The organism is Prochlorococcus marinus XMU1404, assembly GCF_017696175.1.
GTDB classification, from domain to species: domain Bacteria; phylum Cyanobacteriota; class Cyanobacteriia; order PCC-6307; family Cyanobiaceae; genus Prochlorococcus_A; species Prochlorococcus_A marinus_X.
This window is the reverse complement of the sequence record NZ_JAAORE010000002.1, coordinates 1-14,435: the sequence shown is the minus strand read 5'-3', so window position 1 is coordinate 14,435 and position 14,435 is coordinate 1. Positions and strand designations below refer to the sequence as shown.

The window sequence follows — 14,435 nt, the reverse complement described above, 5'->3', positions numbered from 1 at the left end:
CTTTGTTAACTGCAGTTTATATTCCTTACAAAATTAGTACCCTTCTCATTTCCACCATTTTCTTTTAGTCTGGTTGCTCCAGAAGAGTAATCATAGCAACCAATTACTCCCAATCCAGAGGTAGTGTTATGTGGATAACCTAAGAAATTTAATCTAGAGCCATTTAATTGCATTTCTATTCTATAGTTACCTGTTGGAGTAAACCACTGATTTCTATTTGTAGATGACCAATTAACTGTTGCGCTGTTATTATTTTTGCAATACTGAGGATCAAATTGTCTACAACCTGTTACGTTTACATACTCACCAAGTTGAGAAGAAAAAGTAACGCCTTGTCCGTATTCAGTATAGTAAGCTTGTGCGGCTTTTAAGTAAGAAGCAATCATTGAAGAAGCTTCTTTCTGCTTTGCTTTATCACTAGCATTTTGGAAACTAGGAATAGCTATAGAAGATAAAACTCCAATTATTACTACCACTACTATAAGTTCAACTAATGTAAAAGCAGATTGGGATTTAAGCTTTCTATTAGAAAGGTAGTTAATTAAGTATCTTTTAAACGAAGAAGTCATTAAAAAAAATGTATTCATGACTATTATAATATAAATAATTTTAAACTTTCAGACAAGTAGCTCCTTATCTTTGCCTTAATTATGTATTAGATAATACTGATATTTTCTTTAAATAAAACGCTCTGATCTACATTGCATAGCAAAATTGTTTTCTTAATCCAGAGTTTTGCCTATTCCCATCTCTATCTGAAAAAAATAAATAGTTTGATTGATAAAACCCAGACTTAATCAATCCAATTGGTGCTTCCATAAATATGCATTTAGGTCTTTGGTAAAATCTCCCTTTTGACCTGCCTCCAATAATTATTACTAAACTAGTTTCATTATCTGGCAATGAAAGATAACCCTTCGGAGTAAAATTAAAATTTTTTTGACTTGTTTCCTGAAAAACTTTTTCCCCTATTAATGGCACCTGCCTTGCAATTCTTAGTTTTTGGTTTTTATCCATTCCTTCGCAATCTACAATAAAAGCCTTTTCTGACTTTCTTTTGCGTGTAATTGGGTCATAAATGTTTTTTGCAAAACTATTAGTTTTTACTTCACAAGTCCCATTCCACCTTCGTGTTTCTTTTTTTAAAAGTTCTAAATAACTGATTAACTCTCTTAGATAAGCATTCTGTTGTTCTTTTTCTATCCACCTTAAAGCACTAGGAATTGAAAGACTTACCATAACAGCCAGAATCACGATTGATATCAAAAGTTCAGTAATTGTGAATCCTTCTTCCAAATTTTTATTTTTAGAGAAAATATTAATATTTAATTTCATAACTTCTATAATAGAAAATTTCTATATTTCTTATTTCCATAAAATGCATTCATAAAAAAAATTAAAAAAATATTTATAGAATTTTTTTTAAAAATCTTGAAGACTCTCATTAAAAGTGTTGTTAATATCAGATCCATTTAATCTATATTTACCTATTTGTTTTGATGACTCTATTTTGTAAATATTCCGTAATTTGAAACTACTTTTCTTAAGCCTTTGATCAGCATATCCTTTAATGCCAAGTAAATTATAAAATTGATTTTGAGGTTCTATTACTTTCTCATATGTTTTATAGTTATTAAAACTATTCATAAACTTTTTATCTAAAGATTTAGATGCATACACATCACCATTAACAAAGACTGATATTGTAGAGAGTAAAAAAAATTTGAAAAATATTTTCATTAATTTAAGACTTCAATTACTATTTATTTTATTGCTTAATTTTCAAATTGAACATTAACTTAAAATTTTAATTATCTAGGCTAGTTTATAAAAATTTTTAAGGAATAAAACTATATTGTTTGGTCCCAATAAACTTACAACATAAGCAGCAATAGATAAATAAGGACCAAAGGGTATTTTCCCAGAAGAGTTTATCTTTTTTGAGATGATCAAAAAAATAGTAATTACACCTCCAATATATAAAGACAATACAAAGGTACAAATAACTCCATAAAAGCCTAGCCAAGTAGATAGCATGAAAAGATATTTACTATCTCCAAATCCAAAGGCATCTTTTTTTAGAAAGAAAGAAATTATCAGATTTAACATCTCCAAAAAAATAAAAGCTAAAAAAGATAAAATTATAAATTTGTAGAATACATACAAAAAAGTTTGATTTCCCAAAAAAGTATATTTAATTAAATTAAAAAAGAATCCTAAACACGATCCAATAATTAATAACTTATTTGGAATTATCATATTATCAAAATCAATTAAAGAGATGATAATCAATAAGGTGCTAAAAATATTTAAATAGAATAAATCTAAAAGGTATATTGAGGAAAAATAATTACTGAAGAAAGTATTAAAAACAAAAAAAGAAGCGGTAAAAAATTCTATTAAAGGATACGAAAAGGAGATTTTAGTTTTGCAAAAATTACATTTCCCTTTTAAAAAAAACCATGAAAAAATTGGAATATTTAAATAAAAAGGAATTGGTGTTTTACATTGAGGACAAAAACTTCTAGGACTTATTATCGAAATGTCTCGAGGAAATCTATATCTTATGACATTAATAAAACTTCCAAAACATGCTCCTAGTACAAAGAAAGTTGCATAAACAAAAAAATAATTCATCAGTCGTATTGTTAAAATGATAAATTTTCTGCAACATATTTATCTATCACAGTAAGTATGAGAAAACGTTTAATTTTAAAATAATCATCTTTGTAAACAAAATTTTTTATTTAATATTAGCTTCAATAACAGGTATTAAAGATTTACCTAAATCACAAATTAAATCTTGAGAAGGGAATTCAGAACATCCAGTCCACTCTTTAAGTGCTGCATAAATTGGACATTCACAATTTCTTTCGGAAGTTATTAAATTTAATTCCTTAGAACTCCATGCTTCTGAAGATTCTGAAAGCATTACTGTCTTTAATTTTGGAGTATAAATTTTATCCCATTGATTAAATTTTTCTACGTAAAAAATAAATTCTTCAAAAGCGATTTCTTTATTATTGTATACTCCTAATTCAAATTTTTTATTAAATAAAGCTTTCATAAACTTTGTACAATTTAAAGCATCTCTATCAGAAAAAGGCTTAGAAAAATCTATTTTACCTAACTTATATACAAAAGATTCAAGAATATCTGTGACTAAATCACTTAAGTTTTTATTTTGTTTTAGAGCACTGATCTTTAAAGCTTTTAAAAGTTTTTCATTTATATTGATATTGAGTTGAGTTCTTTTAGGCATATTTAAAACCTTTTTATTATTATAAATCTTTAATAGTGTTCTTAATTTAAATTTATAATTAATAATTTAATCTAAATAACTGGATATTTACTTTTATTTGAATAGATTTTAATAATAAATTTATTTTGAAATCATTAATAATTATTGAAGTATCGATGGTTAATGATTTAAAATTAAACTAACTATCTACTTTTCTAGAATAAATCATGACAGATTCAGCAAAAAAATTAAAGAAAATAAAATTTGAAGACAAAGAATATGATTATGAATCATTATCTGATGAAGCTAAAAACGATGTGACAGGTCTTCAAGTCTGTGAAGCTCAACTAAAAATGTATAGTGACACAATAAAGCTAATTAGTATGTCCAGACAATCAATTAGTGAAAAACTAAAAGAGAAATTAAAGGATGTAACCCCTTTAGAATCATAAAATATTAATTGTTTTAATTATTTTTAGTTTAAACTTCCCTCTGTCTTTATACCTCTTAAGCTATCCCAGGCATTAGCTATTACATCAGTTACTAGTGTAATTAATGGTTTGTTTCTAACAATAAAATTGGCTGATAGAGTCTGTCCTGATTGTAAATTATATTTTTTACCTTTTTTCTCAAGGAACTGTTTATTCAGCTTTACATATCCAGGGAATCTTGCCTGAGGATTAAACTGATCAGGAGGTAATGATTCTTCTCCAAGTTTTTTTAACTGTCCATCAATATGTCCAAACTGAGTAAAGGGATATGAATCAATTCTTATTTCAGCAGGAATATTTTGTCTAACAAATCCAATATCAGCATTGTTAAAGAATACTTTTGCCTCCAATTCCTCTGAGGGAACTATTACCAATAATGTTTCACCTTTTGAGCCATAATACCCAGAGCTAGATGGAATTAGATTGAAAACTTTACCCTTTAAGGGCGCTTTTAACACCGTTTTTTTTAATTGATAATCTATTTCATTTATTTCAGACTTTAATTGATTTATTTTTGATTTATTTTCCTCAACTTTGTTTTTTTGTAATAGATAATCTTGATAGGATACTGCACCTTCTTGAATAAGTTGAGCAAATCTTTTTAAAATATCTTTTTCATTTAATAAAATTTCCTCTGAATTTTTTAATTGAATTTCTAAATTTGCCTTATTAGTTAAATAAATATCTGACTCTAATTTAATTAAATCTTGGCCAATCAATACCTCATCTCCTTCCTTTATCATTATGCTTTCAACAATACCGTCAAATGGCAATTTAATAGGTCTCTCAGCTCCTACTGCTTGCAATTCTCCTCTGGTGATAACGACCTCATCAATCTTTGAAATTGAAGCATAAATTATTCCAACTCCAAAAGATCCTATTATTGACCAAAGAATTGCAATACTCAATTTATTAGTTGATTTAAATTTCACTTCTTGAGACTCGCCTTTCTTATTTTTGAAATCTCTAAATTTATTTTTAATGAATTGAAAGATATTCATTATATGGCTGCCTCTTGCTGATTATATAAAGTTGTATATCTTCCATTAAGAGCCATCAAATCTTCATGATTTCCTTCCTCAGCAAGACTACCTTCATCCATTAATAAAATGTTATCGGCATCTCTTAAATTACTGAGTCTATGACTTATAAATAAAATAGTTGACCCCTTAAAGGTATCCAAGATATTCCTGATAACTCTCTTTTCAGTATCTACATCTAAGGCACTTGTTGCCTCATCTAAAATCAATAATTTTGGTTTTCTTAGAATAACTCTTGCTATTGCGATTCTTTGTCTTTGTCCACCCGAAAGACCAGAACCTCTCTCACCCACGCTATTGGTATAACCAGAAGGTAATTTTTCTATAAACTCATGTGCACAAGCTAATTTGGCTGCATTAATAATTTCTTCATAAGAAGAATCAGGCTTCGTCAAAGCTATGTTACTTTGTATGCTTCCATCGAAAAGTAAACTATCTTGAGGAACAACACCAATCTGCTCTCTAAGTGAATAAAGATCTACCTTTGAAATACTATGCCCGTCAATTTTTATAGAGCCGTTGTTTGGTTCATATAATCTAGTTAATAATTTTAATAGAGTACTTTTCCCTGAACCACTACTTCCTACAATTCCGACAAAAGTACCTGGCTTAACTTTGAAATTAACATTTAACAATTGATAAGGACCTGAAGAAGTAAACCTGAAATTCACTTTCTCATAAATAATTTCACCTATAACTGGAGGAATTGGAGGTAAGTTTTCACCTGCTATTTCAATCTCTTCTTGATGATCAACAATATCTGATAATCTCTCAAGGGATATAGATGTCTCCTGAAAATTTTGCCATAAACTAGCTAACCGTAAAAGAGGGCTGGTAACATAATTAGACAAAATCCTAAAAGCAATTAACTGTCCAAGAGTTAATTTACCTTGTAAAACCATTGCTGCTCCAGCCCAAATAATAATTAAACCTGAAAGCTGTTGAAGAAAATTACTTATCGAACCTGCTGCGGTACTTGTAACTGTATTTTTAAATCCAGCTTGAATCTGTTCTCCATACATTTGTTCCCAACGCCATTGAGTAGATAGTTCCATTTTTTGGCCTTTAATTGTTTCCATCCCTGAAAGGCTCTCAACAAGATGACTATTTACTCTCGCAGATGCTTCAGCTTTTCTTCTAAGTTGCGCTTGAAGTATTGGAGATACAAAAATCGTCAAAGCTATAAAAAGAGGCAAAACCCCTAACGCCCAAATTGTTAATTGAACTGAATAACTAAGTAAAACGGCGATATAGATAACAGAGAAGAAAGAATCAAGTAAAACTGTCAAGGCTGTTCCAGTCAGAAAACTTCTTATTTTTTCAAGTTCTCCAACTCTTCCACTTACTTCTCCTACAGGTCTTTTATTGAAATAGGGGAGAGGTAATCTCAACAAATGGCGGATGATTGAAGTCCCTAAAGTCATATCAATTCTATTAGTTGTATCACTGAAAAGATAAGTTCTTAAGGAACCTAATAAAGCCTGACTAAATGCCATAAAGATGAGAAGTGTCCCAAGAATATTTAAACTTGAATAATTGCCTTGACTAATTACTGCGTCAATAATTTGTTGTATAAGAAGAGGATTTAATAAACCTAATAATTGAACGAAGAAGCTTGCTATTACAACCTGAATCAAAGCATATTTATGTTTTTTGATTGAAGGCAAAAACCATTTCAAGCCGAATCGAGCTTTTGGAGACTCTTTATTTCGCTCTACTGAAAGAATTTCTAAACTTTCATTAGAAGAATCTATTATTAAATCAATATCTAAAAACTCTTGCTCTTTGGTTGGATCTCCAATGAAGAATCTATTATTCTGCCTTTCCCAAATAATTATTGGTCTACCATTTCTTAAAAAAACTGCAGGTAGTGGGATTCTTGATAATTCTGATTTATTAGATGGTTTTAGAAAAACAGCCTTTAGCCCAATCAAATCACAAAAGGCAGCAATCTGATTAATGTTTAGTTTATTTTCCTTAAGTTGTCCATCAATAATTTTTTTGACGAAGTCTTTTTTAAAAGGTAAATCATAAAATCTAGAGATCATTCTTAAGGTGGCTAAGAGCTCATCACTTAATCCAGAACCTTTACAATGAGGATATTTATTATCTTTTCTAATTTTTCCATATATATCTTCTAAAGATTCCATTTCTTTTATTTCTTGAGTTTCTTCTTCCCTATTAAATTCATCTAATGCCACTGGAATAAGATCCTTTGAGCTTGGCATATCAAAATCTATAGGGATCAATCTCCCAGGTAAATTACCGTTAACTTCAAGAGCAATAGGTCCCTTTATAATTTCTCCTACATTTAAACCTTTAAAATTATTACTGCTAACAAAATGTCTATCAAATTTTTTATCAAAATTATGAGTTCCTTTTGATATGAAGATTGAATTTATTTGATTTTCAGTTGTTATTTTGCTCCAATTAAGAAGAGAAGAATTCTCTTCATCATTTACTTGATTATTTTTTTTAATCAAGTAAAAGAGTTCTTGAGAAAAACATCTTCCAAAGTATTTCAGAAAATCTGTGGACTCTATGCATAAATTTAAAAAATCAGATGCCTTCATCAAATGTCCTTCAACATCTGAGGATGCGATCATTTTTACAGATTTTTCTTCTCTGAGAAGATGGTCAAAACCTACAAATTCTCCATAACCATAAACTTTTGTAGTAAATGGTTCTTTATCTTCATTAATACTTATTTCTCTAATCTTTCCTTTATTAAGTAATAAAACACCCCTTGGTAATTCACCTTCCTCTACGAATATTTCAGCCTCTTTTAAAGTAAATTTTTTTACAAGATTTTTATTAGTAACACTTACTGATTTTATTGATGAAAGAATTAATTCCCAGGAATTTTGCTTCGTTTTCATTTTATTTACTAATTTGTCCACTTGTTTTATTTTCTTTTTGATTTAGTTTGTTAATTTTCTCAAATTCTTTTCCTAAAAACTGATTCCCAAGTTCCATGGAAAGCATATTTTTTATCGGATCATTTAATTCTGTATTTTTTAGTTCTTCTAATCTGATAATAATCCACCAATCCTCAATTTTTCTAGGAGGCCACAGTTGTCCAGATTCACTAATTGTCAATAATTTTGCTATTACAGGGTGTACATTTGTCATAGAAACTGGACCAATTAATCCACCGCTATTAGCTTCAGGTCCTTCAGAATATTTGATAGCAAGTTCTTTAAAAGAAGACTCTTTATCTTTAATTCTTAAAAAAAGTTCCAATGAAAGATTTTCATCTTTAACTCTAAGTATCGAATAAGTAATAGAGTCTAAAAGTGGTTTTCTTTTTAAGTAATAAGAGGGAAGTTCTTTCGCAAATGTTTTTTTGCACCATTCTTTCCACTTCCAGGTTCTTACAACAAACTTCGTAAATTCAGTATTATTTAATCCATTATATTTTTTCCAATTCTCCAACTCCTCATTAGATCTTATTTTATTTGATTTAATCCAATTATCTAAAATTTCTTTAATAGAAGATTGATTAACTTCTATTTCCTCAACTTTACTATCAATAAGCTGCTCTGTTGAAATTTTTCTATACAGTCCCCAAATAGCTAATTTTTCTTTTGAGAGATTAGGCATTTTCAAAAAAAATTTATTTTGAAAATCTTCTAAAGAGTTAGAAAACTATTCCCTACCTTAACACGAAAAATTAACCTGAAAACTTTCAAGAATTTTTTTCTAAAATACTTAAAGTATTAAATCAATATAAATCTGTAAAAACCATTACAAAAGCTAGTAAATTTATTCATATTTTTTCTTTAGATTTAGATTAATAAATGGGCATATTAGACAAAATTTGCACCAAAACAAAGTATAATAAAACTATAATTTCTAGTTATCTAGATTTTTTAAGATTCATCCTCTTTATTCTTCGTTGTAATTAACTCCGGTTTAAACCTGCATGGACAACGCCTTTGACGATGAAAATTATAATATTACTCAAGATTTGGATTTGGATTCAGATCTAAATTCTGCTGCTTACGAAACAGATAAAAAACCAATCAATATTATTGAACCCAAAGAAATTGAAGAATATGATTATTCAAAATCGGCTTATTGCCTGACTGATGATTTATATATTTTTGGAAACAGTATTTACTCAGTCGTTGGTGGACAAGGAGGTAATGTACTTAGTTGGTTCACCTCTGAGCTAGAAGCTAATGCGATAGGTGGACATCTAGTAACGATTAATGATTTAGAAGAGAATAATTTTATCAGTGAAAAACTAAGTGCTGAAGTCGACGACAAATCACTATGGATTGGATATCACTGGGGTAAATCATTTATGGATAGAGGTGAACCAATTGCGGATTACCACGACCCCCTTCCTGTCTTTGGAGCAACATCTACAGGTGGCAAATGGATTTCAGGAGAGATAACTGCGTCTGAAGGTTATATAGGAGACAAAGCTAATTTCACTAATACAGATATTACTAATATGATGTGGATAGAAGTTTTCGGAACTTACAGTTCAATATTACTTGATGACATTAAAGTTGAATGGGGAGGGTCTGATTTAGGAGAATTTATTGGATTTAATGCATATCCAATAACTAACAATGCTGGTTCATGGGGACATTTTACAAATGACCTCAGAACGCAGGATTTATCCGGTTTGCCTGTAAATGGCCTAGCAGAAATTCCATATTATCAATTTGAAGATTCCATTTATTTTGAACTTGGCGCTTCTACATGGAGTGAAGCCAAAGAACAAGCAGAAAAACTTGGTGGTAATTTAGTTTCTATTAATAGTGTTGAAGAAAACCAATTCTTATGGGAAACATTCGCAGAAAATAATAATAGTGAAATTGGTAAATGGATTGGACTTACAAATAAAGAAAATAATGTTGAAGGAAACTTACAATGGGCTGATGGATCACAGATCACAATCAAAGATGCATCTTGGTCTGCTTTTTCAAATGATATTCAATGGGCTGATTCTTCCCCAACTTCTATAGATTTTTCAGATTTTTATGGTTCTGATTATTCTTTATGGGTTTCTAACAATAATGTATATGGTAGAGATTGGGCTAGTAGATTTGAAGATCCCAGCAATATGTCATCGTCTGGGATTGTAGAAGTCAAGTTAAGCAAAGAATTTCTTGATTGGCAGAAGAATAAAGAAACCATTACGAGCCTGATTGATCTTGGTTCTATTGATGAAGATAATAATTTAATTTTTACTAAATCTGATCTTTTATTAAATGACTCTGGTGAATTAATTTCTTCCTATCTTTCATCAATTACTGATCTAAAAATTTCAAAAGGGGAAGGTATCCTAGAAATTAATGAGATATTTGAATCAGAGCCTACTTCTTGGAAAATTTCACCAAAGGCAGATTGGAATGGGGATATTGAAATATCCTATGGTATTCAAGAAAATTCAAATCAGAATGAAAATTCGATTCTCTTTAATAAAGATAACTGGTTTAAGCCACAAGAAATAAGAATAAAATATGACTCTTTTGAAGACCTTCCAAAAACTAGTGTTGATTTATTCCTTAAAAATACCTCAACTAATGACTTCATAGACCAAAAAATCTATCAAGGTCAAAATACTTTAAATATTGGAGTAAATGGTAATGGCTTTGGGGCTCCACAAATTGATGGTTGGATTTCCACCGATTACTCAACTGAACATAGTGAAAATGGTTCTATAGATGTCGTTGTAAAACTTACTACTAATTCGCTACCTCTTAATGGAGATCTATCCTTCCTAGCTAATTTTAATGAGGATCCAACAAGAGTCCTAGGAAGTCTTGATGAGGATTGGGTTAATATCTTTGATATTCTTCGACCAGGTAAAGGCTGGCGTTTTGAACTTGGCAGAACAACTCCGATTACAAGTGAATCTGACTATAACCAATACTTTTTGGTTGATAGCACAACATCAAAGCCAACTTGGGATGAAGTCGTTGAGGTTTACGAGAAACATATTGCCAATGGATTTGGAGGCGAAATTCAAAATAATTCTCCAATAATTTTTAATAAAGAAAATTGGTTTAAGCCACAAGAAATAAGAATTAAATATGACTCTTTTGAAGACCTTCCAAAAACTAGTGTTGATTTATTCTTTGAAAATACCTCTACCGGTGAATTTAAAGACGAAAAAATTTACAAGCATCAAAATACTTTAAATATTCCAGTAAACGGTAATGGCGTTGGTGCTCCACCTATTGATGGTTGGATTTCCACTGATTACTCAACTGAACATGGTGAAAACGGCTCGATAGATCTCGTCATAAAACTTACTGCTAATTCTCTTCCACAGAATGAAAGTGTTATTGGAGATCTATCTTTTGTGCCTGATTTCGGCGAGAACTCAGTCGGTTCTAACGGAGAAATAATCTTAAATCAGACTAAATCTTCGACTATTTCAGCTAAAGCATCATTAACTGTAGATCCTGTTAATGATGCCCCAGAGTTAACAGGACAGGTAACCTCATTTACTGAAGGTATTAAAGGAGTTCCATACATAATTCAAATAACAGATCTAATCGAAGGTTATAAAGATGTTGATGGTGATACTCTTCTAATCAATAATTTAGTTGCAAGTCATGGCTCATTAGAAAACATTTCATTTAATGAAAAATGGACCCTTACAACAGATGAAAATTGGACTGGCAAAGTTGATTTAGCCTATACCATTGTTGATGGGAATGGAGGATTTACCCCTGCAAACAATAGTATTGAATTTGTTGAATCTATTAATAAACCTCCAGTAGTAAGAGGACCAATAGATCTTGGTTCTATTGATGAAGATACTAGTAAACTGATAAAGAAACATGATTTTTTAGCCAATTATTCTAACGATGTAATTAATTCACTTTCCATAGTCAACCTAACAGTATCGAATGAGCAAGGAAATCTAACAAAGACTAATACTAATATTTGGAAATTTGAACCTAATGCTGATTGGCACGGTGAGGTTGAATTTTCTTATCAAGTTTCTGATTCAGTTAATACTGGAAATTCGGAAGTTTCTAAGAATCAAATTACATTTAATAAAAATAACTGGGATAAACCTCAAGAGGTAAGGATCAGATATGACTCTTACGATGATTTACCAAAAAATAATTTCAAACTATATTTTGATAACACTTCTGGTGATCCATTATTAAAGGATGTATATATAAATTCATCTAACGGCTTGGATATTAATATTGGAGATGATTTAAGTCTTGATAACCTACCTCCCCAAGGAAGTTTTAATACTGAACAATCATATGAACAAAATGATGACGGTTCTATAGATATCGTTTTAAAAGTTAATCCCAGAGGACCTATAAATGGAGAAATTTCCTTAACTACAGAATTTGACAATCTTCATATCACCAATGACGATGGTGTAGAAATTAAAAATGGTTCCATATCTTTTAATAAAGAAAACTGGGACAAGCCTCAGGAAATAAGGATCAGATATGACTCTTACGATTATTTACCAAAAAATAATTTTAACCTATATTTTGATAACACTTCTAGTGATCCATTATTTAAAGATGTATATATAAATAATTCTAGGTGGGTGGATATTAAGATTGGAGATGATTTAAGTCTTGATAACCTACCTCCCCAAGGAAGTTTTAATACTGAACAATCATATGAACAAAATGATGACGGTTCTATAGATATCGTTTTAAAAGTTAATCCCAGAGGACCTATAAATGGAGAAATTTCCTTCGCTCCAGGTTTTCAAGCAGGTAGTAATCACAAGTTTGGTGATAAAGAATCTGATTGGCAACAAGCTATAAGGTTTATAAATCCTGAAATTGGTTGGTCTGCCAACGGATCTTGGACTACTGAATCAGACTACAACAACAATGTAACTATTACTAATGGCTTCACTAAGCCAACATGGGCAGAACTTGAGAAAGTATTTAATGAACATGTAGCTAAAGGTTACGGAGGAGAAATTCAAAGTAGTTCTATATCCTTTAACAAGGATAACTGGGATAAGCCTCAGGAAGTAAGGATAAGATATGACTCTTACGATGATTTGCCAAATAATAATTTAAAGCTATTTTTTGAGAACACCTCAAGTGATCCATTATTTAAGGATGTATATATAAATTCATCTAACGGATTGGATATTAATATTGTATCTGATTTAAGTCTTCATAACCCACATCCCCAAGGAAATTTCAATACTGAACAATCATATGAACAAAATGATGACGGTTCTATAGATATCGTTTTAAAAGTTAACCCCAGAGGACCTATAAATGGAGAAATTTCCTTCGCTCCAGGTTTTCAAGCAGGTAGTAACCACAAGTTTGGTGATAAAGAATCTGATTGGCAACAAGCTATAAGGTTTATAAATCCTGAAATTGGTTGGTCTGCTAACGGATCTTGGACTACTGAATCAGACTACAACAACAATGTAACTATTGCTAATGGCTTCACTAAGCCAACATGGGCAGAACTTGAGCAAGTATTTAATGAACATGTAGCTAAAGGTTATGGAGGAGAAATTATATTAGACAACATTGATGTCTCATCTGTTCCGGCCAAAGCATCTTTAACAGTTAACCCAGTAAATGACGCACCTCAATTAACAGGATCACAAATTACGTTAAATAATGGAACTCAAGATTCTTCATACACCATTAAATCTTCGGATTTACTTGCGGGATTCACCGATGTTGATGGCGATAACCTAGAGATATCAGATTTAAATATCGTTCCTTTTGAAGAAAAATCTATTGTTGTTACTGCAAGTAATGGAAAGTTTTATTTTGATGGAGTTCAAGCGCCAAAATTAGATGTCAAAGAAGGAACGGTATACACATTTGATGTATCTGATTCAAGTTTAAGTAATCATCCTCTAAGATTTAAAACTAATAATGATGAATACTCAATAGAAATAAATGGATCTCAAGGAGTAGATGGAGCAAGCATAAAACTTAAAACACCTCAAAACAATCCTGATTCATTTGAATATTATTGTGCAAACCATGCGGGAATGGGCAATTCTATTAATCTAGTTCCCGGTCTAGCTTCTAGTAATAATTATCTACTTAAAAATAATGATGGAACATATACATTTAATCCTGTATCAGGAAAGACTGGATCAATAAACATTGAATATAAAGTTATAGATGGTAATGGAGGAGAGATTGAAGCACAAAATAAATTCAACATTTTACCTTCAATAAGTGGTATTGAAGACGTCACCAAACCAGAAGTCCAAAAATTAAATCTTTCTGCATATCAGTTTGATGTTTCTCAGGGAGATAAAATATTCGATTTCACTATTGATGCATCAGATAATTTAAGTGGTATTAGTCATGCATCCATAACGTACCAAAGTCCAAGTGGAGATCAAAGCATTTCCTATGGTGTTAATGATAGTAATTTAATTAGTGGTGATATTTTAGAAGGCACATTTGCTGGTCAATTAACAATACCTCAATATTCAGAACAGGGAGTATGGACTTTAGCTAATATTTATCTTAGAGATAATGCCGGGAATTACATTAGTCCTTGGGGTTCACAAATACTTGATTTAGATTTAGGTTTAGCTAACTCTTTTGAAGTCTCTAGTGTACAAGACGTCACCAAACCAGAAGTCCAAAAATTAAATCTTTCTGCATATCAGTTTGATGTTTCTCAGGGAGATAAAATATTCGATTTCACTAT

Annotated in this window: 10 protein-coding genes; 2 read left to right on the top strand and 8 right to left on the bottom strand. The window is 30.5% G+C overall.

The genetic code is table 11. The features are described 5' to 3' along the window. Positions 1-5: 5 nt before the first annotated feature. The 5 genes from HA144_RS03640 to HA144_RS03620 form a co-directional block, all read right to left on the bottom strand. Positions 6-569: a prepilin-type N-terminal cleavage/methylation domain-containing protein gene (locus HA144_RS03640; protein ID WP_209042601.1), complete on the bottom strand. Its 564-nt coding sequence runs from the start codon at positions 567-569 to the stop codon at positions 6-8. Between the two features lie 127 nt (positions 570-696). Further along, complete coding sequence (locus HA144_RS03635) at positions 697-1,335, bottom strand: pilus assembly FimT family protein (protein WP_209042599.1); 639 nt, start codon at positions 1,333-1,335, stop codon at positions 697-699. A gap of 87 nt (positions 1,336-1,422) precedes the next feature. Continuing rightward, a complete protein-coding gene (locus HA144_RS03630; RefSeq protein WP_209042597.1) occupies positions 1,423-1,740 on the bottom strand; it encodes a hypothetical protein in 318 nt (105 codons plus the stop codon). Positions 1,741-1,815: 75 nt separating this feature from the next. Next, positions 1,816-2,637 carry a prepilin peptidase gene (locus HA144_RS09550; protein WP_209042595.1) on the bottom strand — a complete coding sequence of 274 codons (822 nt, stop codon included), beginning with the start codon at positions 2,635-2,637 and terminating at the stop codon, positions 1,816-1,818. 106 nt (positions 2,638-2,743) lie between these two features. Continuing rightward, entirely contained in the window at positions 2,744-3,262 is a 519-nt protein-coding gene (locus tag HA144_RS03620; RefSeq protein WP_209042593.1) for a hypothetical protein, read from the bottom strand. 206 nt (positions 3,263-3,468) lie between these two features. Here HA144_RS03620 and HA144_RS03615 point away from each other — a divergent pair, with 206 nt between their 5' ends. Beyond that, a complete protein-coding gene (locus HA144_RS03615) occupies positions 3,469-3,693 on the top strand; it encodes a DUF6447 family protein (RefSeq protein WP_209042591.1) in 225 nt (74 codons plus the stop codon). 23 nt (positions 3,694-3,716) lie between these two features. On the opposite strand, the gene HA144_RS03610 is transcribed toward HA144_RS03615, so the two are convergent. From HA144_RS03610 to HA144_RS03600, 3 genes are read right to left on the bottom strand one after another with little or no spacing between them, the layout of a single operon-like run. Then, entirely contained in the window at positions 3,717-4,733 is a 1,017-nt protein-coding gene (locus tag HA144_RS03610; protein ID WP_209042590.1) for an HlyD family secretion protein, read from the bottom strand. Then, positions 4,733-7,651, bottom strand: coding sequence for an ABC transporter transmembrane domain-containing protein (locus tag HA144_RS03605; RefSeq protein WP_209042588.1), 2,919 nt, complete (start codon positions 7,649-7,651; stop codon positions 4,733-4,735). Before HA144_RS03605 ends, HA144_RS03610 begins: the two co-directional genes overlap by 1 nt. Before the next feature lies 1 nt (position 7,652). Continuing rightward, complete coding sequence (locus HA144_RS03600) at positions 7,653-8,375, bottom strand: peptidylprolyl isomerase (protein ID WP_209042586.1); 723 nt, start codon at positions 8,373-8,375, stop codon at positions 7,653-7,655. A gap of 322 nt (positions 8,376-8,697) precedes the next feature. On the opposite strand from HA144_RS03600, the gene HA144_RS03595 reads away from it, so the two are divergent. Beyond that, positions 8,698-14,435 (top strand): cadherin-like domain-containing protein (locus HA144_RS03595; protein ID WP_209042584.1); only part of this gene is annotated, 5,738 nt, incomplete at its 3' end.